The 23,869-nt window shown below is 74.5% G+C and carries 23 protein-coding genes; 16 read left to right on the plus strand and 7 right to left on the minus strand.

All coding sequences use genetic code 11. The features are described 5' to 3' along the window. Positions 1 to 35: 35 nt before the first annotated feature. The 3 genes from MCAG_RS22610 (at position 36) to MCAG_RS22620 (ending at position 2,761) form a co-directional block, all read left to right on the plus strand. Positions 36 to 1,406, plus strand: a complete 1,371-nt coding sequence (locus MCAG_RS22610) for a pitrilysin family protein (protein WP_007075301.1) — start codon at positions 36 to 38, stop codon at positions 1,404 to 1,406. Between the two features lie 19 nt (positions 1,407 to 1,425). Then, entirely contained in the window at positions 1,426 to 2,187 is a 762-nt protein-coding gene (gene dapB / locus MCAG_RS22615) for a 4-hydroxy-tetrahydrodipicolinate reductase (protein ID WP_036377832.1), read from the plus strand. Between the two features lie 91 nt (positions 2,188 to 2,278). Then, positions 2,279 to 2,761: a GNAT family N-acetyltransferase gene (locus tag MCAG_RS22620; protein WP_007075303.1), complete on the plus strand. Its 483-nt coding sequence runs from the start codon at positions 2,279 to 2,281 to the stop codon at positions 2,759 to 2,761. Between the two features lie 29 nt (positions 2,762 to 2,790). On the opposite strand, the gene MCAG_RS22625 is transcribed toward MCAG_RS22620, so the two are convergent. Both MCAG_RS22625 and MCAG_RS22630 read right to left on the minus strand, forming a co-directional pair. Continuing rightward, entirely contained in the window at positions 2,791 to 3,804 is a 1,014-nt protein-coding gene (locus tag MCAG_RS22625; protein ID WP_007075304.1) for a sigma-70 family RNA polymerase sigma factor, read from the minus strand. A gap of 90 nt (positions 3,805 to 3,894) precedes the next feature. Continuing rightward, entirely contained in the window at positions 3,895 to 4,479 is a 585-nt protein-coding gene (locus MCAG_RS22630; RefSeq protein ID WP_007075305.1) for a GNAT family N-acetyltransferase, read from the minus strand. Between the two features lie 35 nt (positions 4,480 to 4,514). Between MCAG_RS22630 and MCAG_RS22635 the strand changes: the two genes are divergently transcribed. Then, positions 4,515 to 5,705, plus strand: a complete 1,191-nt coding sequence (locus MCAG_RS22635; protein ID WP_050778040.1) for a glycosyltransferase family 87 protein — start codon at positions 4,515 to 4,517, stop codon at positions 5,703 to 5,705. Here MCAG_RS22635 and MCAG_RS22640 read toward each other — a convergent pair. Continuing rightward, entirely contained in the window at positions 5,681 to 6,289 is a 609-nt protein-coding gene (locus tag MCAG_RS22640; RefSeq protein ID WP_007075307.1) for a GNAT family N-acetyltransferase, read from the minus strand. The genes MCAG_RS22635 and MCAG_RS22640 overlap by 25 nt on opposite strands. Positions 6,290 to 6,310: 21 nt before the next feature. Here MCAG_RS22640 and MCAG_RS22645 point away from each other — a divergent pair, with 21 nt between their 5' ends. The 6 genes from MCAG_RS22645 to MCAG_RS22670 all read left to right on the plus strand — a co-directional run bounded on the left by MCAG_RS22645 (position 6,311) and on the right by MCAG_RS22670 (position 13,312). Continuing rightward, positions 6,311 to 7,540, plus strand: coding sequence for a winged helix-turn-helix domain-containing protein (locus MCAG_RS22645; protein ID WP_007075308.1), 1,230 nt, complete (start codon positions 6,311 to 6,313; stop codon positions 7,538 to 7,540). Further along, positions 7,537 to 8,091, plus strand: a complete 555-nt coding sequence (locus MCAG_RS22650) for a DUF2752 domain-containing protein (RefSeq protein ID WP_007075309.1) — start codon at positions 7,537 to 7,539, stop codon at positions 8,089 to 8,091. Before MCAG_RS22645 ends, MCAG_RS22650 begins: the two co-directional genes overlap by 4 nt. A 349-nt stretch (positions 8,092 to 8,440) precedes the next feature. Next, positions 8,441 to 9,184, plus strand: a complete 744-nt coding sequence (gene thyX, locus MCAG_RS22655; protein WP_007075310.1) for an FAD-dependent thymidylate synthase — start codon at positions 8,441 to 8,443, stop codon at positions 9,182 to 9,184. A 46-nt stretch (positions 9,185 to 9,230) separates the two neighbouring features. After that, complete coding sequence (gene dapA / locus MCAG_RS22660) at positions 9,231 to 10,154, plus strand: 4-hydroxy-tetrahydrodipicolinate synthase (RefSeq protein WP_036377835.1); 924 nt, start codon at positions 9,231 to 9,233, stop codon at positions 10,152 to 10,154. Between the two features lie 55 nt (positions 10,155 to 10,209). Then, positions 10,210 to 11,898 (plus strand): ribonuclease J, encoded by a 1,689-nt coding sequence (locus MCAG_RS22665; protein WP_007075312.1) that lies wholly within the window; start codon positions 10,210 to 10,212, stop codon positions 11,896 to 11,898. Positions 11,899 to 12,109: 211 nt separating this feature from the next. Further along, positions 12,110 to 13,312, plus strand: a complete 1,203-nt coding sequence (locus MCAG_RS22670; RefSeq protein ID WP_007075313.1) for a S1 family peptidase — start codon at positions 12,110 to 12,112, stop codon at positions 13,310 to 13,312. Positions 13,313 to 13,410: 98 nt separating this feature from the next. Here MCAG_RS22670 and MCAG_RS22675 read toward each other — a convergent pair whose 3' ends face one another. After that, complete coding sequence (locus tag MCAG_RS22675; protein ID WP_007075314.1) at positions 13,411 to 15,243, minus strand: YbjN domain-containing protein; 1,833 nt, start codon at positions 15,241 to 15,243, stop codon at positions 13,411 to 13,413. After that, positions 15,240 to 15,719, minus strand: a complete 480-nt coding sequence (locus MCAG_RS22680; RefSeq protein WP_007075315.1) for a YbjN domain-containing protein — start codon at positions 15,717 to 15,719, stop codon at positions 15,240 to 15,242. Before MCAG_RS22680 ends, MCAG_RS22675 begins: the two co-directional genes overlap by 4 nt. A gap of 289 nt (positions 15,720 to 16,008) precedes the next feature. Between MCAG_RS22680 and MCAG_RS22685 the strand changes: the two genes are divergently transcribed. Continuing rightward, the gene (locus MCAG_RS22685; protein ID WP_036377839.1) at positions 16,009 to 18,303 is read left to right on the plus strand and encodes a DNA translocase FtsK; all 2,295 of its coding nucleotides are present in this window, start codon (positions 16,009 to 16,011) and stop codon (positions 18,301 to 18,303) included. Positions 18,304 to 18,396: 93 nt separating this feature from the next. On the opposite strand, the gene MCAG_RS22690 is transcribed toward MCAG_RS22685, so the two are convergent. Both MCAG_RS22690 and MCAG_RS22695 read right to left on the minus strand, forming a co-directional pair. Then, entirely contained in the window at positions 18,397 to 18,642 is a 246-nt protein-coding gene (locus tag MCAG_RS22690; protein ID WP_007075317.1) for a hypothetical protein, read from the minus strand. Positions 18,643 to 18,782: 140 nt separating this feature from the next. Further along, positions 18,783 to 19,097 carry a multidrug efflux SMR transporter gene (locus MCAG_RS22695; RefSeq protein WP_007075318.1) on the minus strand — a complete coding sequence of 105 codons (315 nt, stop codon included), beginning with the start codon at positions 19,095 to 19,097 and terminating at the stop codon, positions 18,783 to 18,785. 50 nt (positions 19,098 to 19,147) lie between these two features. Between MCAG_RS22695 and rimO the strand changes: the two genes are divergently transcribed. From rimO to MCAG_RS22720, 5 genes are all read left to right on the plus strand, one after another. Further along, complete coding sequence (gene rimO, locus MCAG_RS22700) at positions 19,148 to 20,695, plus strand: 30S ribosomal protein S12 methylthiotransferase RimO (RefSeq protein ID WP_007075319.1); 1,548 nt, start codon at positions 19,148 to 19,150, stop codon at positions 20,693 to 20,695. An 86-nt stretch (positions 20,696 to 20,781) separates the two neighbouring features. Further along, the gene (gene pgsA / locus MCAG_RS22705; RefSeq protein ID WP_050778218.1) at positions 20,782 to 21,432 is read left to right on the plus strand and encodes a CDP-diacylglycerol--glycerol-3-phosphate 3-phosphatidyltransferase; all 651 of its coding nucleotides are present in this window, start codon (positions 20,782 to 20,784) and stop codon (positions 21,430 to 21,432) included. Beyond that, positions 21,422 to 21,997, plus strand: coding sequence for a CinA family protein (locus tag MCAG_RS22710; protein WP_050778041.1), 576 nt, complete (start codon positions 21,422 to 21,424; stop codon positions 21,995 to 21,997). Before pgsA ends, MCAG_RS22710 begins: the two co-directional genes overlap by 11 nt. 154 nt (positions 21,998 to 22,151) lie before the next feature. Further along, positions 22,152 to 22,613, plus strand: coding sequence for a helix-turn-helix domain-containing protein (locus tag MCAG_RS22715; protein ID WP_007075322.1), 462 nt, complete (start codon positions 22,152 to 22,154; stop codon positions 22,611 to 22,613). 207 nt (positions 22,614 to 22,820) lie between these two features. Then, the gene (locus MCAG_RS22720) at positions 22,821 to 23,696 is read left to right on the plus strand and encodes a PspA/IM30 family protein (RefSeq protein ID WP_007075323.1); all 876 of its coding nucleotides are present in this window, start codon (positions 22,821 to 22,823) and stop codon (positions 23,694 to 23,696) included. Positions 23,697 to 23,869 lie beyond the last annotated feature (173 nt).

The raw sequence follows: 23,869 nt of genomic DNA on the forward strand, positions 1-23,869 counted from the left end.
CCAGCGCGCGTCCTTCCCCGCGGGTCGACGGGTGGGTGGCGCCGTCCGGGGCCGTCCGGCAGGCCGCCGAGGCACAGCCCGCCCGGGCCGGTGGGTCGCCCCGGGCGGTCACCCGCACGCTGAGTGACGACCCGTTGGGCGGGACGGTACGCCGTACCGTGCTGCCCAGCGGGCTGCGTGTGCTCACCGAGGCGATCCCCGCGATGCGCAGCGTGTCGTTCGGCATCTGGGTCTCCGTCGGGTCCCGCGACGAGACCGGCCCGCAGGCCGGGGCCGCGCACTTCCTGGAGCACCTGCTCTTCAAGGGCACCCACAAGCGCACCGCCCTGGATATCTCCGCCGAGATCGAGGCGGTGGGCGGCGAGACGAACGCCTTCACCACGAAGGAATACACCTGCTACTACGCCCGCGTGCTGGACGAGGACCTGCCGCTGGCCATCGACGTCATGTGCGACGCGGTCGCCGACTCGCTGCTGGAGCCGGCCGACGTGGAGACCGAGCGCGGCGTCATCCTCGAAGAGATCGCCATGCACGACGACGAGCCCGGCGACGAGGTGCACGACCTGTTCGCCCGCGCCGTCTACGGCGACCACCCCCTCGGCCGGCTGATCTCCGGCACGGAGGAGACGGTCACCCCGATGACCCGGCGGCAGATCCAGAGCTTCTACCGCCGCCACTACACCGCGCCGCAGATCGTGGTCGCCGCCGCCGGCAACCTCGACCATGCCGTCGTGGTGAGGCTGGTCCGCCAGGCCCTCGCGGGCACCCCGCTGGACACCGACCCGGCGGCGCCGGCCCCGCACCGGGCGGCCACCCCGAGGGTACGCGTGCGGCCCGCGACCACCCTGGTCGAGCCGAAGGAGACGGAGCAGGCGCACGTCGTCCTCGGCTGCCCCGGCATCGACCGGGTCGACGAGCGGCGCTTCGCCCTCGGGGTGCTCAACAACGTCCTCGGCGGCGGCATGTCCAGCCGCCTGTTCCAGGAGATCCGGGAGCGGCGCGGCCTGGCGTACTCGGTCTACTCCTACGCCAGCCAGTACGCCGACAGCGGCATGTTCGCCGTGTACGCCGGCTGCGCCCCGGGCAAGGTCGACGAGGTGCTGGAGCTGACCCGCGCGGAGCTGCGCCGGGTGGCCGCCGACGGGCTGACCGAGGCCGAGGTGGCCCGGGGCAAGGGGATGAGCAAGGGCTCGTTCGTGCTGGGCCTGGAGGACACCGGCTCCCGGATGAGCCGGCTGGCCAAGGGCGAGCTGCTCTACGGCGACCTGATGCCCGTGGACGAGCTGCTGGCCCGCGTCGACGCGGTGACCGTCGCCGACGTGAACACCCTCGCCGCCGAGCTGCTGGCCCAGCCGATGTCCCTGGCCGTCGTCGGCCCGTTCGGCGAGCGCGACTTCACCGCCTGAGCTGGGATAGGTTGTGGCCGTGACTGACGAGCAGGGGACGGGCCCGCAGGGGCTGATCCGGGTCGGTGTGCTGGGCGCCCGGGGCCGGATGGGCGTCGAGGTGTGCCGGGCGGTCGACGCGGCCCCCGACCTGGAGCTGGTGGCGGCGATCGACCAGGGCGACGCCCGCTGTCCCGACGCGGACGTCGTCGTCGACTTCACCACCCCCGACGCCGTGATGGACAACCTGCGGTGGTGCGTCGACCAGGGCATCCACGCCGTGGTGGGCACCACCGGCTTCACCGGGCAGCGGCTCGACCAAGTGCGCGGCTGGCTGGCCGCCCGGCCGGAGGTCGGCGTGGTGATCGCCCCGAACTTCGGCATCGGCGCGGTGCTGATGATGCAGTTCGCGGCGCGGGCGGCCCGCCACTTCGAGTCCGTCGAGATCATCGAGCAGCACCACCCGCGCAAGCTGGACGCCCCCAGCGGCACCGCCACCCACACCGCCCGCCGGATCGCACAGGCCCGCGCGGAGGCCGGTCTCGGCCCGGCCCCGGACGCCACGAAGGACGAGCTGCCGGGCGCGCGGGGGGCCGACATCGACGGGGTACGCGTGCACGCCGTCCGCGCCACCGGCCTGGTCGCCCACCAGGAGGTGCTGTTCGGCACGGCCGGCGAGACGCTGACCATCCGGCACGACTCGTACGACCGGGCGTCGTTCATGCCGGGCGTGCTGCTGGCCGTGCGCGCGGTGCGGACCCGTCCGGGCCTGACCATCGGCCTGGACCCGCTGCTCGACTGACGGGCGGCGCTCCCGGCGCGCCGCGCGGCCGCGCCGGGAGCGGCCCCGGAAAGCGGTGGCCGGCCGGCCACGGCGCACCTAGGCTGCCCCGGTGATCGACTCGAAGCTTTGCGACCGGGCCGGCCGGCACATCACCCTGCGCCCCGTCGACGACGACAACTGGCGGGCCGTCGCCGACGTGGCGCCCCGCGACGACCAGCGGGCCTGGGTGTACCCGATGGCCGCCCGCTACCTGCTGGTCAGCGAGCGGGGCGACGTGTGGACCTCCCTGGCCGTGTGCGCCGACGACACGGTCGTGGGACACGTCATGTGGGGCGTCGACGACGACGGTTCCCGCTGGATCGGCGGCATGGTCGTCGACGCCGCCGAGCAGGGCCGGGGGGTCGGGGCGGCCACGGTGACCACCCTGGCGACGTGGCTGCGCGCCCAGCCCGGCTGCACCGCCGTGCGCCTGTCGTACCACCCGGACAACCCGGCCGCAGCCAGCCTCTATCCCCGCCTGGGCTTCGCCCCGACCGGCGAGCTGGAGGACGACGAACTGGTCGCCGAACTGGTCACCCCGCCGGCCTGCTGACGCACCCCTCCCGGAGTCACCGGCCGTGCTCAGGGCAGCCGGGCCGGCAGGCCGAACAGCGGGAACAGACCCGGGTCGAGGAAGAAGTGCAGCCGGGCGATCCGGCCGCCGGAGCAGCCCACGAGCTGGATCGAGAACGGCCGGTGCCCGCCCGCCGGGTCCCGGCGGTACTGCGCGAACCCCGGGCCGCCGTTGGCCGCCACCGGGACCAGCCGCGAGCCCTGGCAGCCGGCACCCGGCCCGGTCATCCAGCGGCCGATGTCGCCCGCGCCGCGCAGCCACATCCGGTACGGCGGCATGCTCTGCACGGCGTCGGCCCGCAGCAGCGCGACCAGCGCGTCGATGTCGTACCGTTCGAAGGCCCGCACGTAGCGGTCGAGCAGCTCGCGGTGCTCGGCGTCGAGGGCGGCGGCCGGCGGGTCGGCCTCGACGCCCCGGGCGGCCAGCGTCGCGCGGGCCCGCTGCAACGCGCTGTTGACCGCCGCCACGCTGGTGTCGAGCAGCCCGGCGACCTCGTCGGCCCGCCAGCGCAGCACGTCCCGCAGGACGAGCACCGCCCGCTGCCGGGGCGGCAGGTGCTGCAACGCCGCGACGAACGCCAGCCGCACCGAATCCCGGGTCACCGCCACCTCCGCCGGGTCACCGCCGGCGGGCAGCACCCGGGCGTCGTGGGCCGGCCCGACCCACTCCCCGGCGGGCCGGGGCTCGCCCAGCGCCGCCAGCACCGGGGCCGACGGCTCGCCGAGGTCGGTCGGGACCGCCCGGCGGGACCGCCCCCGCAGCAGGTCCAGGCACACGTTGGTGGCGATCCGGTAGACCCAGGTGCGCACGCTGGACCGGCCGTCGAAGCCGCCGAGCCCGCGCCAGGCGCGCAGCAGCGTCTCCTGGACGGCGTCCTCGGCGTCGAAGGCCGAGCCCAGCATGCGGTAGCAGTAGCCGGTGAGCTCCACCCGGTGCTCCTCCAGCCGGTGCTCCGGCAGCGGGCGCTCCTGCGGGCGGACGGGGGTCGGTGCCGTGCGGTCACGACTCGTCGACACGCTCATCCCGCCACCGTAGGCGACACCACCGACATTCCCGGCAACCCAGCCAGCCGTCGGCCGGCAGCCCACCCCGGCAGCCGGCGGCCCGCGCGGTCAGCCGCCGGCGTGCGGGTCGTCTGCCGGCACCGCCACGTGCAGCCGGAGCTGGTTGACCAGCATGTCGTCCACGTCGAGGGCCCGGGCCGCGCCGTCGGGCTCCCAGCCCGCGCCGGTGAGGAACTTCCGGGTCGCCGCGTCGGCGTCGAAGGCCCACGCCACCGCGCGGCCGAAGCCGTCGGACCGCCACAGGTCGACGCTCGCGGCCAGCAGCCGGCTGCCGTGCCCGCGCCGGCCCCAGCGCGGCTCGACCAGCAGGTCCGTCACCGCCACCACGCCCGTCCCCAGCGCCTCGGCCGGCTCGTTCGGGGCGAGGGACTCGGCGTCGGCCGGACCGGACGCGGCGAATCCCACCAGATACAGTTGTTCGGCCTGTTCGACGGCGACGAGCACCCGGTGCGCGCCCGAGGGCGGCTCCTGCACCGCGGCGCTCCACCGCCGGGCGAGATACTCCTCGTCCAGGTTGTCGAGCACGTGCCGGGGCAGGATCCGGCGATACGCGACCCGCCAGGTCGCGAGCTGGATGCGTGCGATCTCGCCGGCGTCTTCCGGACGCGCCGGGCGGACGTACCCGAGAGCCATGGGACGGAAGCCTACGCAGGGTGGGAGGAGCGACGGTGGCGCAGGGTGCCAAACGGACGATCGGGCAGGTCGCCGCAGTGGCCGGGCTCGCCGTCGCGGTGACCGCGTTCCTGTCGGTGGCGGCCGTGCGGCACGGCTTCTTCGACCTGAAGGTCTACTACGGCGCGCTGAACTTCTGGGTGCACGACGGCGGGGAGATCTACGACTTCCTCAAGCCCGGCACCCAGTACGGCTTCACCTACCCGCCGTTCGCCGCCCTGGCCATGCTGCCGATGGCCGTCCTGCCGTGGCCAGCCGCGATCGTGGTGAGCGTGGCCGCGTCCGTGGTGGTCAGCGCCGTGCTGATCTGGTGGCTGGTCGACCCGGTCGCCCGCCGCTGCGGCTGGACCCGCTGGTTCACCCTCGCCGTGGCGCTCTGCCTGGCCGCCGCGTTCGAGCCGATGCGCGAGACGGTCAACTTCGGCCAGGTCAACATGCTGCTGCTGTTCCTCGTCGCGGTGGACCTGCTGCGGCTGCTGCCGGCGGGCAGCCGCTGGGCGGGGGTGGGCATCGGCCTGGCCACCGCGATCAAGCTGACTCCGGGGATCTTCCTCGTCTACCTGCTGGTCACCGGGCGCTGGCGGGCCGCCCTGACCGCCGCCGGCGCGGCGGCCGGGGCGACCCTGACCGCCGCCGCGCTGTTCCCGGACGCGTCCCGCGAGTTCTGGACCGCCGCGCTGTGGAACACCGGTCGGGTCGGCGAGCTGGCGTTCGTGTCGAACCAGTCGTTGCAGGGCGTGGTCGCCCGGCTGAGCCCCGAACACCCCAGCACCCCGGCCTGGCTGGCGCTGGTGCTCGCCACCGTCACCGTCTGGGCGTGGCGGTCCCGCTCCGCCGCTGCGGCCGGCGACGAGGCCACCGGCCTGGCCCTGACCGGCGCGCTGATGTGCCTGGTCAGCCCGGTGACCTGGGTGCACCACCTGGTCTGGCTGCTGCCGGGGTTGATCCTGCTGGTCGACAACGCCACGGCGGCCCCCGCGCGCAGCCGCCGGCGCCGCGTCCTGCTGGCCGCCGCCGCGATCGGGTACGGCCTGTTGATCAGCCGGATCGTCTGGGCCTGGGAGAAGGACTTCACCGGCGTCGACGGCTTCCTCGGCAGCAACACCTACGTCTGGATCAGCCTGGCCCTGCTGCTGTTCCTGCCCGTGCGCCGGCGGTCGGGTCAGCCGTCGAGGCGTCCGGCGTAGCGCAGCTCGACCAGCCCTAGCGGGGGCGTGCCGCCGGCCAGCGGCACCGGGTAGGTGGTCTGCTCGCCGTCCGGTGACAGCCCGGCCCGCTCGTAGAAGCGCCGGGCCCGCCGGTTGTCCCGTAGCACCCACAGCCGGTACGCGGTCCAGCCCCGCCCGGCCAGCCGCCGCTTCGCCGCCGCCAGCAGCCGCCCGCTCGTGCCGTCCCCCCAGTACGCCTTCTCGACGTACATGGCGATCACCTCGCCGAGGGTGTGGTCGAGGTCGGCCCGGTCCTGGTCGTTCCGGTACGGGCCGAACGTGGTGAACCCGACGACCGCACCGTCCCGCTCGGCGAGCAGGGTGATGAACGGGTGCTCCGGGTCGGCCGTGCCCAGGTCCCGGCGGCGCTGCGCCCAGGCCGCCACGTTGAGCCGGGTCAGCACCTCGGCCGGCATGATTCCGGCGTAGCCGTCCTGCCAGCCGTGCACGTGCACCCGGGCCACCGCCTCGGCGTCGCCCGGCTCCTCGGGGCGGATGATCAGCATGCGTCCGTTGTATGCCCCGGTGGGCGTCACGTCCAGCCAGCCGCACCGGTGTCGCATGCCTGGATTAGGGTGCCGACGATGGCCGCACCAGAATCGCTCTCGCTCGCCCAGGCCCGCCGGGTGGCCCTGGCCGCCCAGGGCTTCGCCGACCCGCCGCCCACCGACGTGCCCGCCCGCCGGCACCTGCGCCGGGTGCTCGACCGGGTCGGGCTGATCCAGATGGACTCGGTCAACGTCCTGCAACGCGCCCACTACCTGCCGCTCTACAGCCGGCTCGGGCCGTACCCGACGGCCCTGCTCGACACCGCGGCCTACCGCCGCCCCCGGGAGCTGTTCGAATACTGGGGCCACGAGGCGTCGCTGGTCCCGGTGGGGCTGCACCCGGCGCTGCGCTGGCGGATGGCCAAGGCGCGCGACGCGGCCTGGGGCGGGATGCGCCGCATCGCCCAGGAGCAACCCGAGCTGGTGGCGTGGGTGCGCGACGAGGTGGCCGCCCGGGGCCCGCTCACCGCGGCCGAGATCGAGCACGACGCGCCCCGGGAGACCGGCAACTGGGGCTGGAACTGGTCGACCGTGAAGCGGGCGCTGGAGTTCCTGTTCTGGGCCGGCGAGGTCACCGCGGCCGACCGCACCCCCTCGTTCGCCCGCCGCTACGACCTGCCCGAGCGGGTGCTGCCGCCGGTCGTGCTGGCCGCGCCCACCCCGACCGACGCCGAGGCGTACCGGGCGCTGGTCGGCATCGCCGCCCGGTCGCTCGGGGTGGCCGCCGAGCCGGAGCTGCGCGACTACTTCCGGCTCCCGGTGGCCGGGGCCCGGCAGGCGGTCGCCGAGCTGGTCGAGGCGGGCGAGCTGACCCCGGTGACCGTGCGGGGCTGGCGGCAGCCGGCGTACCTGCACGCCACCGCCCGGCTGCCCCGCTGGGTGCGAGGCAACACGCTGGTCAGCCCGTTCGACCCGCTGGTGTGGGAGCGGGGCCGCACCGAGCGGCTGTTCGGCCTCAGCTACCGCATCGAGATCTACGTCCCGGCCGCGCAGCGGGTGCACGGCTACTACGTGCTGCCGTTTCTCCAGGGGGAGCGGTTCACCGCCCGGGTCGACCTGAAGGCCGACCGCAAGGCCGGCGTGCTGCTGGTGCCGGCCGCCTGGGTCGAGCCGGGCGCCGACCCGGGGGAGACGGCGGTGGCCCTGGCCGCCGAGCTGCACCGGCTGGCCGGCTGGCTGGGGCTGAGCGCGGTCGCCCCGCCCGCCGCCGGCGACCTCGCGGTCCCGCTGGCCGCCGCGCTGAGGAGCGCGGCGGGTGTACCGTGAACCGCGTGACGAGCGTCGACGGTCCGGCCGCCCCGCACCCGCATCCTGACCCGCAGACGTCCGCGCCCGGGGAGTGGCCGCCGGGGGCGTACCCGATGGCGGAGCCGGACCGGCTGACCCGCTTCGTCATGCGGGTCCACGCCCGGTCGCCGCGTTGGGCGGTGCCGCTGGCCGCGCTCGGCTGCGTCGGCGTCGGCGTGGCGTACGCGCTGGTCAGCGACCCGACCCGGGCCGAGCCCGACGCCGCCCCCACCTGCCTGCTGAAGCTCACCACCGGGCTGGACTGTCCGGGGTGCGGCGGCACCCGCGCGCTGTGGTACGTGCTGCACGGCGACCTGCCAGCCGCCGCCCGGCACCACTTCCTCTTCGTCTTCGCGTTGCCCTTCCTGACGTATCTCTTCGTCGCCTGGGCGGGCCGGCAGGCGTTCGGCTGGCGGCTGCCGGAGCCCCGGGTCAGCTCGAAGCTGATCGGCGGCTTCCTGGCCCTCTGGCTGGTCTTCTCGGTGTCCCGCAACCTGCCCTGGGCCCCCTTCACCTCCCTCTACGTCTGAACCGCTCGGCCGCTCGGCCGCCCGCCCCCGCCGTCGCCCGCGCTTCGGGGTGCCGGGCCCGCTGGCCGATGGGAGGTCTCGGCGGCCCCTTTGGAGCTGCCCCGGCTGTGCGCCCAGGGACCGCCTCAGTCCGCGCCCCGTCCGTGCGGGCAGCTCCATAGGGCCGCGACCGCCTGGCCCGTGTCCCAGGGTCGCGACCCGCCTGGCCGCGGCCGCCTGGCCGTGTTTCAGCGTCGCGACCGCTCGGCCACGGCGTTCGCTCCGCGATATGTCACACACCTGCCGCCCAGGGCGCGAGCCCGGCTTGGGCGGGCCGCCGGCGGGCACTACAGTCCGTGGAATGCCGGAGATGGTGCAGCCCCAGGTCAAGCTTGTCGCGTGGACCCAGTTTCAGGCCCCGGAGGACGTGCCGTGGTCCACCGATGCCGAGGGCGGCCAGGCGCTCGCCGAGTTCGCCGGCCGGGCCTGCTACCAGAGCTGGTCCAAGCCGAACCCGGCTACCGCCACCAACGCCGGCTACCTGGCGCACATCCTTCAGGTCGGGCACCTGTCGGTGCTGGAGCACGGCTCGGTGAGCTTCTACTTCACCGGGGTGTCCCGCTCGTTCACCCACGAGCTGATCCGGCACCGGCACCTCTCGTACTCCCAGCTCTCCCAGCGGTACGTCCCGGAACGCGACGCCGCGATGGTGGAGCCCCGGGTGATCGCCGAGGACCCGGAGCTGCACAAGCGGTTCGTCGAGGCCGCCGACGCCAGCGTGCGGGCGTACACGGAGCTGCTGGAGGGCCTGGAGCAGCGCTTCGCCGACGAGCCCAACCCGACGCTGCGCCGCAAGCAGGCCCGGCAGGCGGCCCGCGCGGTGCTGCCCAACGCCACCGAGACCCGGATCGTGGTCACCGGCAACTACCGGGCCTGGCGGCACTTCGTCGCGATGCGGGCCACCGAGCACGCCGACGTGGAGATCCGCGAGCTGGCCGTGGAGTGCCTGCGCCAGCTCCAGCGGGTCGCCCCCAACGTGTTCGCCGACTTCGTCATCTCCACGCTGCCCGACGGCACGGAGGTGGCGGCCAGTCCGCTCGCGGAGCTGTCCTGAACCCTTCCCCACCGGCCCGCCGGTGGTCGTCCGCTAGGTTGTGAACATGACGCACGACCACCCTGTTGCCGCCGACCGGGCGGTGCCTCGCCCGTTCGGCCGAGTGCTCACGGCCATGGTGACCCCGTTCACCTCCGACGGTTCTCTGGATCTCGACGGCGCCGTACGCCTCGCGAACCACCTCGTCGACGAGCAGGGCAACGACGCGCTCGTGCTCAACGGGACCACCGGTGAGTCGCCCACCACCACCGACGCGGAGAAGGAGCGTCTGATCCGGGCCGTGGTGGAGGCGATCGGCGACCGGGCCAGGGTGGTCGCCGGGGTCGGCACCAACGACACCCGGCACACCATCGAGCTGGCGACGGCGGCCGAGAAGGCCGGCGCGCACGGCCTGCTGGTGGTGACCCCGTACTACAACAAGCCGCCGCAGAGCGGGCTGGCCCGGCATTTCGCCGCCGTCGCGGACGCCACCGGGCTGCCGATCATGCTCTACGACATTCCGCACCGCTCCGGGGTGCCGATCGAGACTGAGACGCTGGTCAAGCTCGCCGAGCACGACCGCATCGTCGCGGTCAAGGACGCCAAGGGTGACCTCGCCGCCACCTCGTGGGTGACGAGCCGCACCGACCTCGCCTTCTACAGCGGGGAGGACTCCCTGGTCCTGCCCGCGCTGGCGGTCGGCTGCGTCGGGGTGGTCGGCACCTCGACCCACTTCACCGGCGCGCTCACCCGGCGGATGATCGAGTTGCACGACGCGGGCGACACCGGCGCCGCACTCGCGCTGCACCGGCGGCTGCTGCCCCTGTTCACCGGTATCTTCCGTACCCAGGGCACCATCCTGGTCAAGGCGGGCCTGGCGGCCATGGGTCTGCCGGCCGGCCCGGTGCGGCCCCCGCTGGTGGACGCCACCCCCGACGAGATCGCCCAGCTGCGCGCGGACTGCGCGGCGGCGGGTCTGGAGCTCTCCTGATGACCGAACGACACGACGGACGCCGAGTGACGGCGTCGCAGAATGAGGTGGACGCGTGACCGAGGCGCACAACGAGGGGGAGCTGCCCCCGCCGCTGCCGGAGGGTGGCCTGCGGATCATCCCGCTCGGCGGGCTCGGCGCCATCGGTCGGAACATGACCGTCTTCGAGTACGACGGCAAGCTGCTGATCGTCGACTGCGGGGTGCTCTTCCCCGACGTCGAGCAGCCGGGCGTGGACCTGATCCTGCCCGACTTCGGGCCGATCCTGGACCGGCTCGCCGACGTACAGGCGATCGTGCTCACCCACGGCCACGAGGACCACATCGGCGCGGTGCCGTACCTGCTCGCCCACAAACCGGACATTCCGCTGGTCGGCTCGCAGTTCACCCTGGCCCTGGTCGAGGCGAAGCTGGCCGAGCGGCGCATCCAGCCGTACACGCTGACCGTGCGGGAGGGGGGCCGGGAGCGGCTCGGGCCGTTCGAGTGCGAGTTCTTCGCGGTCAACCACTCGATCCCCGACGCCCTCGCGGTGGCCATCCGCACCCCCGCCGGCCTGGTGCTGCACACGGGCGACTTCAAGATGGACCAGCTCCCGCTGGACGGGCGGATCACCGACCTGGCCGGCTTCGCCCGGCTCGGCGCGGAGGGCGTCGACCTGCTGCTGTCGGACTCCACGAACGCGGAGATCCCCGGCTTCGTCACTCCGGAGCGGGAGATCGGGCCGGTCCTCGACTCGATCTTCGCGAAGGCGCGCGGCCGGATCATCGTCGCGTCGTTCGCCTCGCACGTGCACCGGGTGCAGCAGGTCTTCGACTCGGCCGCCGAGCACGGCCGCAAGGTGGCACTGATCGGCCGCTCGATGGTCCGCAACATGGGCATCGCCCGGGACCTCGGCCTGCTCAACATCCCCGCCGGCCTGGTGATCAGCATCGAGGAGGCCACGGCGCTGCCGCCCGAGCGGATCGTGCTGATGTCCACCGGTTCGCAGGGCGAGCCGATGAGCGCGCTCGGCCGGATGGCCAGCGGCGACCACCGGCACATCACCATCGCCCCCGGCGACACGGTGGTGCTGGCGTCCTCGCTGGTGCCCGGCAACGAGACGTCCGTCTACCGGGTGATCAACCGGCTGGCCCGGGCCGGCGCGGTGGTCGTGCACAAGGACGTGGCGAAGGTCCACGTCTCCGGCCACGCCCCCGCCGGTGAGCTGCTCTACCTGCTCAACGTGACCCGCCCGAGCAACCTGATGCCGGTGCACGGCGAGTGGCGGCACCTGCGGGCCCACGCCCGCCTCGGCATCGAGTCCGGGGTCGCCCCGGACCGGGTGGTCCTCTGCGAGGACGGCGACGTGGTCGACCTCGTCGAGGGCCGCGCCAGCCTGGTCGGCCACGTGAAGAGCCGGTACGTCTACGTCGACGGCCTCGCCGTGGGCGACGTCAGTGAGTCCCTGCTCACCGAGCGGCGGATCCTCGGCGACGGCGGGTTCATCGCCACCACCGTGGTGGTCGACTCGGTCACCGGCAAGGTCGTGGGCGGCCCCACCGTCTCGGCGAAGGGCTTCTCGGAGGACCCGACGGCGTTCAACCCCGTCATCCCGCTGGTCACCGAGGCGTTGAACCGGGCCGCCGCGGACGGCATCACCGACCCGCACCAGCTCCAGCAGATCGTCCGGCGCACCGTCGGCCGGTGGGTCAACGACAAGTACCGCCGCCGGCCCATGATCGTGCCGACGGTCGTCGAGGTCTGACGGCCCCGCCGCGCGTACCGACGTCGGCCCACCCCCCGAGCGGTGGGCCGGCGTCGGCGCTTCTTCCACCGCCTGGGGTACGGGCGCCGACGCCGCGCGGTTCAACCGGAACGGAAAAAATTGTTCCGGGTCGATCGTTCAACCGTCCGGCGGTCCGCCCCGTACTCCGTCGCGGCAGGCGTACCCGCGCCGGCCGGGAGGAGCGTGGCGGATGGACCGCAGACGGATGACAGCCATCGGCGTACTCGTGGCGGCGGCGGGAGCGGCGGCGGCCGTGGCCCTGCCGTCGTTCGCCGGGGAGGGCACCGCGCCGCCGGCCGGGGACTCCGGGCGGGCCACCGCCCCGGCCGGGGTGGACCAGAAGGTCGTGGACGCGATGAGCCGGGATCTGTCGCTGACCCGCGAGCAGGCGGTGCAGCGCCTCAAGACCGAGCGCTGGGCCGCCGGCACGGTCGAGAAGCTCCGGGCGGAGCTGGGCGAGGACTACGGCGGTAGCTGGCTGGGCGCCGACGGCCGTACGCTCACCGTCGCGGTCGCCGACCCGGGCCGGGCCGCCGCCGTACGCGCGGCCGGCGCGGTGCCGAAGCAGGTCGCCCGGGGGGTGGCGGAGCTGGACACCATGAAGGCCCGGCTCGACCGGTCCGGCGGCGCGGCTGGCCGGGCCATCACCGGCTGGTACGTCGACCCGCCCACCAACTCCGTCGTGGTGGTGGCCCGGGCGGGCCAGGAGACGGCCGGTCGCCGGTTCGCGGCGACCAGCGGGCTCCCGGCGTCGGCGGTCCGGGTGGTCAGCTCGACGCGGGCCCCCCGGCTGCTCGCCGACCTTCAGGGCGGCGACGCCTTCCTCATCAACGGAAACTCCCGCTGCTCGGTCGGCTTCGCCGTGGTCGGCGGCTTCGTCACCGCCGGGCACTGCGGCCAGGTTGGGGACCGCTCCAGCGGCCTGGACGGCTCCCCGCAGGGCGTCTTCGCCGCGTCGTCCTTCCCCCGCGACGACTGGGGCGTCGTCCGGGTCACCGGCGACTTCCAGCCGCAGCCCGTGGTGAACGACTTCAACGGCGGCGCGGTGCCGGTGAACGGCTCCCGGGAGGCACCGGTCGGCGCGTCGATCTGCCGCTCCGGCTCCACCACCGGGGCGTTCTGCGGGGTGATCCAGGCGAAGAACGCGACGGTCAACTACCCCGAGGGCACCGTCACGGGCCTGACCCAGACCAACGTCTGCGCCGAGCCGGGCGACTCCGGCGGGTCGTGGATCTCCGGTGACCAGGCGCAGGGGGTCACCTCGGGCGGCGCGGGCGACTGCACGGTCGGCGGAGTCACCTTCTTCCAGCCGGTCAACGAGATCCTCCAGGTCAACGGCCTGACCCTGCTCACCGCCGACGGCACCCAGGGCGGTCGCCGCCTGCGGCGCTGAGCCCGGCCCCGACCGGCCCGGCAACCCTGGGCCGGTCGGGAGGCACCGGTGGGTCGGGACAGCACCGGGCCGGTCGGGAGGGCACCGGTTTGGGCCGGTCAGGGCAGCGCCGCGACCGCCTCCGCGTACGTGACGCCGGTGGCGACGGTCGCGGTGACCAGCACGTCGAGTTGCGCCGGGGCCACCCCGTGGGCCAGGTCGGTGGTCACGTCGCCGGCCAGTACCAGCTCCCCGCTCCCGTCGTCGTGCGCGTACGCCTTCGGCAGCAGCCGGTCGTGGTTCCAGGCGTTGCAGAACGCGTACGCCTCGGCGCGGCGTCCCGCCGGGAGCCGCCGGGTGGCCAGCACCCGGGCGTGCAGGATCTCACCCCGCTCGCCGGCCTGACGGAACTCGATCACCGCCGGCCCCCACCGCCCGGCCACCGCCGGACCGCGCATCGTCCAGGCGTCGCCGCGCCGGTCCAGGGCCGCCATGACCATGGCCACGGTCAGCGCCCCCAACTCGTTCTCGGCCAGCTCCCGCCCGGCCTCCCGCCCCACCGGGCCGGTGCCGCCCTCACCGCCGGTGCCGCCCTCACCGCCGTCGCCGTCGCTTCCGCCGTCGCCGCCGTCGGGCTCGCCGTCGTCGTCCGCCTCATCGGCGGGCAGCGGGACCGGGTCGGCGACCGGCCGTTCGGCCAGCAGGGCGGCGATCCGTCCGGACTGGTGCCCGGTGCCGTTGCGGGCGTCGAAGCTCCCGGCGAGCCCGGTCGCCAGCTCGGCGAGCAGCCCGCCTAGCCGGGCCACGTCGATGTCGTCGCCGGCGGGGCCGGGCATCCGCCGGTCCCCCCGCCCCGCCTCGACGGCCAGGGCGCACAGCAGCGCCCCGACGGCGGCGAACTCCATCGCGGCCAGGTCGTCGGACGGACGGTCCAGCCGGGGTAGCTGCTCGGCGAGGATGTCCAGCCCCCGGTCCAGGTGCCCGCCCAGCGCGCAGAACCGCAGGTGCGCGGCGAGGTACGGGAAGGCCGTCCGTTCCCGCCGGTGCCGCCGGTACGCGACGACGTGCGCCCGGCCCGCCCGCACGGGCTCGCCGGCGCGCAGCAGCGGCAGCAACGCCCCGGCCAGCGCCCGCTCGGGCTGGTCGGTGCAGTATGTCCCGGCCGTCGTCTCGGTCCCGGCCGTCGTCTCGGCCCCGGTCCCGGCCGCACGGTCGGCGGGGGCCGCCGCCGACGGGCCGTCGAGAACCGGACGCAGCTCCGCCAGCGCCGCCGCCCACTCGCCCCAGCCGGCCAGCAGGTCGGCGCGACGCGACGGGGCGCAGCCCGGACAGCCGGCGGCCGGGTCGGCGGGGGCGGTGCGCCAGCGGTCGTACCAGCGCCGGGCCGCCTGCTCGTCGCCGAGGTGGTCGGCAAGGCGGCAGCGCAGCTCGGCCACCAGGCCGGTGACCGGCGCGTCGCCGGCTGCGCCGTCGGGCGCGGTACGGGCCAGGTCGTCGGGCGCGGTACGGGCCAGGTCGTCCAGCGCCGCGCGGGCCTGGCCCAGCCCGACCCGGGGGGTGGCGAACCCGGCCTCCACCGCAAAGCGCTGGTAGCGGCGCAGCTCGGCGGCCCGCTCGCCGGCCGGCTCGGGCGCGGCGTCGAGGAGTTCCCGGCAGCGGCGTACCGGCTCGAAAAGCCGCCACCGCTCGCCCCGCCGCAGGTACAGGTCGATCAGCGCGAACCGGGCATCCACCCCGACGGACAGGTCGCCGGCCGCGTCGGCGGCCGAGGCGATCCGTTCCAGCTCGGCGGCGCGTTCCTCCCCGTCGGGCAGGTCGCCGGCGGCGGCCAGCGCCTCGGCCGGGCCACGGTCGGCGCGCGCCGGCCCCCGGGCCCGGCCCATCCGGCGGTCGTCCCACCGGCCGGCCAGCCGGTCGTCCCATCGGCGCGACTGCCCGGGCTCGCCGGTCACGGCCGCACCCCGCCCGCGAGCTGCCCGGCGGCGGCGGCGAGCTGGCAGCCGGTCGAGATGCCACAGTCGAGCAACTGGTCGAGCTGGTGCGGGGTCACCCCGCGCTCCAGGTCGGCGATCACCTCGCCGCAGACGAGCGCCCGCCCGTCGTCGTCCACGTGCACGAACGCCTTGGGCCAGTACCGGTCGTGGTTCCAGGCGTTGCAGAAGGCGTGCAGGGTCGGCACGTACTCGATGGGGAAGGTCGGCGCGGCTATGGTGCGGACCTGGAGGATCTCGCCGGCCGCGCCGATCCGCAGGAACCAGATGAGACCGTCGTCCCAGCGGCCGACCAGCCGGCCCACCGGATCCGCCGCGACGGTGACACCCCGGTGGCGCAGCACGGCGGCGATCAGCTCGTCGGTCAACGGCCGCAGCGCCCCGGGATGCCCGGCCAGGGGGCCGTCCGGGCCGTCCTCGATCTCGGGCGACGCCATCGGGCATCCCTTCTGAGGCGAATAACACAACAGGCGGCGTCGCCCGTGCTGCGACGCGCGGACACGACCCGGAAAAGCGGCGATCCGCCGGGTCCCGCCGTTACGGTGACTCTATGGCGGGCCGTACCTCTCAGGCGAGCCGGCGACGCGGCGCGTCGCCGCGCGGCACCACGAACAGTCGTGCCCGTCAGCCGGCGAAAGAAGACCACCAGGGCGGCGCCCCGGCGGCGCACCGCCCGCCCGGCCCGGCCTGGCCGTCCACGTCGGTCGGGCGATCGGCGCGGTGTGGATGGGGCTCGCGCACGGCGTCGGCTGGGCGGTGCGGGCCGCCGGCCGGCAGGCCGCCTCGGCCCGCGACCTCGACCCCGAGCACCGTCGCGACGGTGCCGGCCTGCTGCTGCTCGGCCTGGCCCTGCTCAGCGCGGTGGCCCTCTGGTTCTCCGGGGCCGGTCCGGTGGGGGCCCGGCTCGCGGACACCGTGCGGCTCTTCCTCGGTGCCATCTCGATCGTCGTGCCGGTGCTGCTGTCGATCGGCGCGTGGCGGCTCATGCGCACGCCGGCCGACCCGGAGCACCGTGGCCGGGGCCTCGTCGGCTGGGGGTCCATGCTGGTCGCCACCGCGGCGATGCTGCACATCGGACAGAACCCGGTGGACTCGGTGCAGCGCGACTACGCGGGCGGCCTGATCGGCGCGGGCGTCGGCGACGTGCTGGAAACCGCGGTGACGGCCTGGGTGGCGGTGCCGCTGCTGATCCTGCTGCTCGTCTTCGGCCTGCTGGTGGTTACCGCCACGCCGATCAACAAGATCCCGGAGCGGTTGGGGCTGCTCGCCGGCGCGGTGGTGGGCCCGCCGTCGGCAGCCGAAGAGGCCGAGGCGGAGGCCGGCGAGAGGAAGCCGGCCCGCCGCCGCCCGGCCAAGCGCGCCGCGCCTCCGCTGCCCGACCCGGACGATTTCGACGGGGAGGCGGTCGAGGGCGCCGACCTCCAGGAAACCGTGGTGCTGCCCCGCAAGCCCCCGGCGAAGGTGCCCGCCACCCGCAAGCCGGTCGAGCCGCCGGAGCACTCGCCACCGCCCACCCGGGCCGAGCAGCTAGCGCTCACCGGTCTGTCCGGCGACTACACACTGCCCCCGGCCAACCTGCTCAGCGGCGGTGCCGCGCCGAAGACCCGCAGCAAGGCCAACGACGAGGTGATCGCCGCGCTCACCGGCGTGTTCGACCAGTTCGGCGTGGACGCCGAGGTCACCGGCTTCACCCGGGGTCCGACGGTCACCCGGTACGAGGTGGAGCTGGGCCCGGGCGTGAAGGTCGAGCGGATCACCCAGCTCTCCCGCAACATCGCGTACGCGGTGAAGTCCCCGGACGTGCGCATTCTCAGCCCCATCCCGGGCAAGAGCGCCGTCGGCGTGGAGATCCCGAACACCGACCCGGAGAACGTGGCGCTCGGCGACGTGCTGCGCTCCCGCGCCGCCACCAGCGACCACCACCCGATGGTGGTCGCGCTCGGCAAGGACATCGAGGGCGGCTTCGTGGTGGCCAATCTCGCGAAGATGCCCCACATTCTGATCGCGGGCGCAACCGGTGCTGGCAAGTCTTCATGCCTGAACAGCCTGCTCGTGTCGATCCTCACCCGGGCCACCCCGGACGAGGTGCGCCTGCTGCTGATCGACCCGAAGCGGGTCGAGATGACCGGCTACGAGGGCATCCCGCACCTGGTCACCCCGATCGTGACCAACGCGAAGAAGGCGGCCGACTCGCTGGATTGGGTCGTCCGCGAGATGGACATGCGCTACGACGACCTCGCCGCGAACGGGGTCCGGCACATCGACGACTTCAACCGCAAGGTGCGCACCGGGGAGATCAAGGCCCCGCCGGGCAGCGAGCGGGAAATGCGGCCGTACCCGTACCTGCTGGTGATCGTGGACGAGCTGGCCGACCTGATGATGGTCGCGCCGCGCGACGTGGAGGACTCGGTCGTGCGGATCACGCAGCTCGCCCGGGCCGCCGGCATCCACCTGGTCCTCGCCACCCAACGGCCCAGCGTGGACGTGGTCACCGGCCTGATCAAGGCCAACGTGCCGTCCCGGCTGGCGTTCGCCACCTCGTCGCTGGCCGACTCGCGGGTCATCCTCGATCAACCGGGCGCGGAGAAGCTGCTGGGGCGCGGCGATGGCCTCTTCCTGCCGATGGGCGCGTCGAAGCCGATCCGGATCCAGGGGGCCTGGGTCACCGAGCGCGAGATCGCCGACGTGGTGAAGTTCTGCAAGGACCAGCGCGAGCCGGAGTTCCGGCCGGACGTGCTGGCCCCGGCGCAGGACAGCAAGAAGAAGATCGACGAGGAGATCGGCGACGACCTGGACCTGTTGGTGCAGGCGGTCGAGCTGGTGGTCACCTCGCAGTTCGGCTCGACGTCGATGCTCCAGCGCAAGCTGCGGGTCGGCTTCGCCAAGGCGGGCCGGCTGATGGACCTCATGGAAACCCGGGGCGTGGTGGGCCCGTCCGAGGGTTCGAAGGCCCGCGACGTGCTGGTCAAGCCGGACGAGCTGGCAGAGGTCCTCGCCGGCCTGGGCGGCGCGAACGACTAGCGCACGCCCTGCCCGGCGCGGGTCGGTCGATGCGGCGGCGACGGCGAGGGGCCCGCCGGATTGGCGGGCCCCTGCGGTCGCGGGTGGGTTGGCTCAGGCGTTCAGGATCACCGCGCTGAGGATCATGCCGAGCACGGCGCCGGCCACGCTGGCGGCGGCGGCGTACCAGCCGAGCGGCTTGTCGCCCAGGACCGCGCCGACGACGCCGAGGATCACACCGAGCAGGCCGAAGACCAGCGGTGACACGAAGACCGCGAGGGCCGCGAACACGAACGCGACGATTGTGCAGATCCGGGCGGCGTTGGTGCGCGGGCGGGTGGTGGCGTGCGTGTCGGCCATGACGTCCTCCGTGGTGAGCCTGGTTCTTCCGTCGACCGGTCACTACCCAGCGGGGCCGGAAACTACGCGTGCGGGCCGATCCCGCCCGCGTCGGGGCGGCGGGCGGCCGTCGGGACAGCCGGCGGCGGCGCACAGGTCGGTCAGTGGAAGACCTTGAGGCCGACCACCCCGGCGACGACCAGCAGCAGGCAGACGATCCGGGGCAGGCTCGCCGGCTCGTGCAGCGCCAGCATGCCGACCAGCGCGGTGCCGACCGCGCCGATGCCCACCCAGACCGCGTAGCCGGTGCCGACCGGGATCTCGCGCAGCGCGTACGCCAGGCCGGCCATGCTGAGCAGCAGGGACACCGCGAAGACGGCCGAGGGGAGAGGACGGGTGAAGCCGGCGCTGCGGTCGAGGGCGACCGCCCACACCGTCTCCAGGAGCCCGGACACCACCAGGACGATCCAGGCCATCTGGTGTCACCTCCGCGCGGCGACCGTAGCACTGCCCCCGGTACCCTCGGATGGTGTCTGCCGCCTCCTCTTCCGACGCCCCCAGTTCGCCGCCTTCGGTGCCGCGCCGTGACCTGGGGCTGTCGTCTCCCGCCGTTCGCCGCGTTGCCCTGCTGACACTGGGCTGCGCCCGTAACGAGGTCGACTCGGAGGAGTTGGCCGCCCGGCTGCACGCCGACGGTTGGCAGGTCACCACCGACGGTGAGGGGGCCGACGTGGTGGTCGTCAACACCTGCGGCTTCGTGGAGAAGGCCAAGCAGGACTCGATCCAGACGCTGCTCGCCGCCGCCGACACCGGCGCGAAGGTGGTCGCCGCCGGCTGCATGGCCGAGCGGTACGGCCGGGAGTTGGCCGAGAGCCTGCCCGAGGCCCAGGCCGTGCTGAGCTTCGACGACTACCCCGACATCGCCGCCCGGCTCGACGCCGTCGTCGCTGGCGAGGCGCTCGACGCGCACACCCCGCGCGACCGGCGCGAGCTGCTGCCGCTGACCCCGGTCGCGCGGCGTGACAGCGCTGTCTCGCTGCCCGGCCACGGCACCTCCCGGGCCGCCGTGCAGACCGACGAGCACACCCCGGCCCACCTGCGGCAGGTGCTGCGCCGCCGGCTCGACACCGGCCCGGTCGCGTCGCTCAAGCTCGCCAGCGGCTGCGACCGCCGCTGCGCGTTCTGTGCCATCCCCGCCTTCCGCGGCGCCTTCGTCTCGCGTACGCCGGACGAGCTGCTCGCCGAGGCGGAGTGGCTGGCCAAGACGGGGGTCCGGGAGCTGGTGCTGGTCAGCGAGAACTCCACGTCGTACGGAAAGGACCTGGGCGACCCCCGGGCGCTGGAGAAGCTGCTGCCGCAGCTCGCCGCGATCGACGGGATCGTCCGGGTCCGGGCGAGCTACCTGCAACCCGCCGAGACCCGCCCCGGCCTGGTCGAGGCGATCGCCACCACACCGGGCGTCGCGGCGTACTTCGACCTGTCGTTCCAGCACTCCAGCGAGCCGGTGCTGCGCCGGATGCGCCGTTTCGGCTCCACCGAACGGTTCCTGGAACTGCTGGCCGCCGCCCGCGCCCTGGCCCCGCAGGCCGGCGCGCGGAGCAACTTCATCGTCGGTTTCCCCGGCGAGACCCGGGGCGACGTCGAGGAGTTGGTCCGGTTCCTCTCGGCGGCCCGGCTCGACGCGATCGGCATGTTCGACTACAGCGACGAGGACGGCACCGAGGCCGCCGGCCTGCCCGGCAAGGTCTCCGCCGCGACGATCAAGCGCCGGTACGACCGGCTCAGCGCCCTCGCCGACGAGCTGTGCTCGCAGCGTGCCGAGGAGCGGCTCGGCTCCACGGTCGAGGTGCTGGTCGACTCGGTCGACGACGGCGTGGTCGAGGGCCGGGCGGCGCACCAGGCTCCCGAGGTGGACGGCTCCACCACCCTGGTCGCCCCGGCCGACGGCGGGGTGGACCTGGCGGCGCTGCGCCCCGGCGACCTCGTGCGCGCGACGGTGACCGCCACCGAAGGGGTGGATCTGATCGCCGTCCCGGACGAGATGGTCTCCGCGGCGCCCGGCGCGGCACGGTGACGGCGGGTTCTGAGGAGGCAGGGAAGCCACGTGGTGCGGTGCCAGGTTCGCCACGGCGGCCCGAGCGGGGCGTGCCGGTGACGCCGGTGACGCCGTCGACTCCAGCGGCGGAGTCGACGCCGTCGCCGGTGGTCGCCCGAGTGCCGGTGCTCAACGCGGCCAACGCGCTGACCCTGCTGCGGCTGGTGCTGGTGCCGGTCTTCGCGTTCTCGGTGGCCGCCTCCGGTACGACCCATGCCGGCTGGCGGATCGCGGCCTGCCTGATCTTCGCCCTCGCCTCGGTCACCGACCTGGTGGACGGCTGGATCGCCCGCCGGTTCGGCCTGGTCACCTCGGTCGGCAAGGTGGCCGACCCGATCGCCGACAAGGCGCTCACCGGCGCGGCCCTGCTGCTGCTGTCCTGGTACGACCTGCTGCCCTGGTGGGTGACCGTGATGATCCTGGTCCGGGAGTTGGGCATCACGGCGCTACGGTTCTGGGTGATCCGACACGGCGTCATCGCGGCCAGCCGGGGCGGCAAGATCAAGACTGCGCTCCAGATCCTGGCCATCACCTGGTACCTGTGGCCCATGCCGGCCGCGCTCGTCGCCGTGGGCCCCTGGCTGATGGCCGTCGCCGTCGGCGTCACGGTGGTCACCGGCTTCGACTACGTCGCCCAGGCGCTGCGCCTGCGCCGCCCCGCGCGGGGACGCGTAGAGCGGCCGGCACGGGGAAAGGGACGTATCCGTGGGAACTGACGCGAACGGGCACCGACCGGCCGGCAGCCCGGCCGCCGGGGCGGTGCACCGCCTCGCCGAGCGGCACGAGACGCTGGCCACCGTCGAGTCGCTCACCGGCGGGCTGCTCTCCGCCTCGATCGTGGAGATCGCCGGGGTCAGCGGCGTCTACCGGGGTGGCCTGGTCGTCTACGCCACCGAGCTGAAGTCGGCGCTGGCCGGCGTACCGGAGGACCTGCTGGCCGAGCGCGGCCCCGTCGACCCGGACGTGGCCCGCGCGCTGGCCGAGGGCGCCCGGCGGCGCTGCGGCGCGGACTGGGGCCTGGCCACCACGGGCGTGGCCGGGCCCAAGCCGCAGGACGGCAAGCCTGTCGGGCTGGTCTACGTCGCGGTCGCCGGGCCGGCCGGCGTCGAGGTCCGCCGCCTCGACCTCGACGGCGGGCGCGACCACATCCGGTCCGCCGCCGTGATCGAGGCGTTGCGGCTGCTCGTGGAGCGGATCGACGCGGCGGCCCCGGGCCCCGGGTCGGGCGCGCCGGAAGCCGGCGACGGCGACACCGAGCCCGCCGGCGCACCTCGTCGCTGAGCCCGTGGCCAGATGGAGGGGCGGGGTGGGATGTCACCGGGGCCGGCAACGGGTACGGTTGCGGGAAGGCTCCGACGTGGCGTCGGCGCCGGGGCGGTGTGCCGCGCCCGGCGCGACGGGGCGGCGGAGGGTGAGACCCGTCAGGGGAGGTGCGATGGTCCTGCTACGCCGGGTGATCGGTGACGCACTGCGGGCGCGCCGGCAGGGGCAGCACCGCACCCTGCGCGAGGTCTCCTCCGCGGCGAACGTCAGCCTGGGCTACCTGTCCGAAATCGAGCGCGGCCAGAAGGAGCCCTCCAGCGAGTTGCTGGCAGCCATCTGCGACGCCCTCGGTGCCCGCCTCTCCGAGCTGCTCCGTGAGGTCAGCGACACGGTGGCGCTCGCCGAGCAGCTTCCCGGGGTGCTCGTGCCCGTGCAGGACGAGCCGGCCGAGCCGGTGGAGTCGTCCCCGGTGGCCCGCGCCTCGGTCCGCAAGTCCACCGGCCGGGGGGTCCGGCAGGTCACCTCCGGCGGCCCGGTGTCGGTGGCCGTGCACCAGGACTCGCCGCTCAAGGCGACCCTGCGCACGCGGGTGCGTCCCGCCGAGCGCGACCGTGACGTCGTCTGCGCCGCCTGATCTCACCCGCCCCGCGCAGTCGCCCGAGCACGTGGTCGGGGTTTCCCGCGCCGCGTACTGTTGATCAGACGGTGGCGTGCCACCGGTGACGTACGAATGCCGGGCTGGCGCTGGGCTGCGACGATGGGGATCGCCGCCGCACGATCACCGGCCGGACCGCCCGGCATGGCAGGGGCGGCGCGACTCTACTGAGGGGATACCGCGGAGATGGCGAACCCGTTCGTCAAGGGCTGGAAATACCTGATGGCGCTCTTCGGTGCCCGAATCGACGAGTACGCCGACCCCAAGGTGCAGATCCAGCAGGCGATCGAGGAGGCGCAGCGCCAGCACCAGGCGCTGGTCCAGCAGGCGGCGGCGGTGATCGGCAACCAGCGGCAGCTGGAGATGAAGCTGTCCCGCCAGATGTCCGAGGTCGAGCGGCTCCAGGGCAACGCCCGGCAGGCCCTGGTCCTCGCCGACCAGGCCCGGGCCCGGGGCGACGAGGCGGAGGCCGGCAAGTACGAGCAGACCGCCCAGGTGCTCGCCACCCAGCTCGTCTCCGCCGAGCAGGCCACCGAGGACCTGAAGACCCTGCACGACCAGGCGCTCGGCGCCGCCGCGCAGGCCCGCCGGGCGGTGGAGAACAACTCGATGATCCTCCAGCAGAAGCTGGCCGAGCGCACGAAGCTGCTCAGCCAGCTCGAACAGGCCAAGATGCAGGAGAGCGTGGCCCGCTCGCTGGAGTCGATGTCGTCCCTCACCGCCTCCGGCAGCACCCCCTCGCTGGACGCGGTGCGGGACCGCATCGAGCAGCGCTACGCCACCGCCATGGGCCGCGCCGAGCTGGCCGGCAACTCCGTCGAGGGCCGGATGCTGGAGATCCAGAAGGCGTCGCTGGACTCGGCCGGGTCGTCCCGGCTGGAGCAGATCCGGGCCAGCATGGCCGGCGAGCAGCTCGCCGGCCGGCAGGACCGCCCGGCCGTGGGGCAGCAGCAGGGGCAGGCCGCGCCGGCCGTCGACCCGGCCGCCGCGGCCCGGCTCGACCAGCTCCGCGCCAGCATGGGCCAGGAACGCGGCACCGGGGACAGCAGCGCCGCCGGCTGAGCGGCGCACCAGCAACCGTCGGCCGGGCGGCCCGGCACTGCCCGACCCGGCGGCCGGAACGAGGAGGCACGGGTGGCAGACGAGCGAGCACGGTACTTCCGCCAGCTCCGCAGGTTGCGGCGGTCCGCCCGCCGGTGGAGCGTGCTGGGCGGCGGGCTGACCGGGGCGGCGGC

It is taken from the genome of Micromonospora sp. ATCC 39149 (genome assembly GCF_000158815.1).
GTDB lineage: Bacteria > Actinomycetota > Actinomycetes > Mycobacteriales > Micromonosporaceae > Micromonospora.

Excerpts from the sequence above, each read along its gene's own strand:
- MCAG_RS22630 (WP_007075305.1), bottom strand. The coding sequence starts at position 4,479 with ATGGCTCTCGGGTACGTCCGCCCGGCGCGTCCGGAAGACGCCGGCGAG.
- thyX (WP_007075310.1), top strand. The coding sequence starts at position 8,441 with ATGGTGCAGCCCCAGGTCAAGCTTGTCGCGTGGACCCAGTTTCAGGCC.
- MCAG_RS22680 (WP_007075315.1), bottom strand. The coding sequence starts at position 15,719 with ATGGCGTCGCCCGAGATCGAGGACGGCCCGGACGGCCCCCTGGCCGGG.
- MCAG_RS22685 (WP_036377839.1), top strand. The coding sequence starts at position 16,009 with ATGGGGCTCGCGCACGGCGTCGGCTGGGCGGTGCGGGCCGCCGGCCGG.
- dapA (WP_036377835.1), top strand. The coding sequence starts at position 9,231 with ATGACGCACGACCACCCTGTTGCCGCCGACCGGGCGGTGCCTCGCCCG.
- rimO (WP_007075319.1), top strand. The coding sequence starts at position 19,148 with ATGGTGTCTGCCGCCTCCTCTTCCGACGCCCCCAGTTCGCCGCCTTCG.
- MCAG_RS22670 (WP_007075313.1), top strand. The coding sequence starts at position 12,110 with ATGGACCGCAGACGGATGACAGCCATCGGCGTACTCGTGGCGGCGGCG.
- MCAG_RS22645 (WP_007075308.1), top strand. The coding sequence starts at position 6,311 with ATGGCCGCACCAGAATCGCTCTCGCTCGCCCAGGCCCGCCGGGTGGCC.
- MCAG_RS22640 (WP_007075307.1), bottom strand. The coding sequence starts at position 6,289 with ATGCGACACCGGTGCGGCTGGCTGGACGTGACGCCCACCGGGGCATAC.
- MCAG_RS22625 (WP_007075304.1), bottom strand. The coding sequence starts at position 3,804 with ATGAGCGTGTCGACGAGTCGTGACCGCACGGCACCGACCCCCGTCCGC.
- MCAG_RS22695 (WP_007075318.1), bottom strand. The coding sequence starts at position 19,097 with ATGGCCTGGATCGTCCTGGTGGTGTCCGGGCTCCTGGAGACGGTGTGG.
- MCAG_RS22720 (WP_007075323.1), top strand. The coding sequence starts at position 22,821 with ATGGCGAACCCGTTCGTCAAGGGCTGGAAATACCTGATGGCGCTCTTC.
- MCAG_RS22715 (WP_007075322.1), top strand. The coding sequence starts at position 22,152 with ATGGTCCTGCTACGCCGGGTGATCGGTGACGCACTGCGGGCGCGCCGG.
- MCAG_RS22690 (WP_007075317.1), bottom strand. The coding sequence starts at position 18,642 with ATGGCCGACACGCACGCCACCACCCGCCCGCGCACCAACGCCGCCCGG.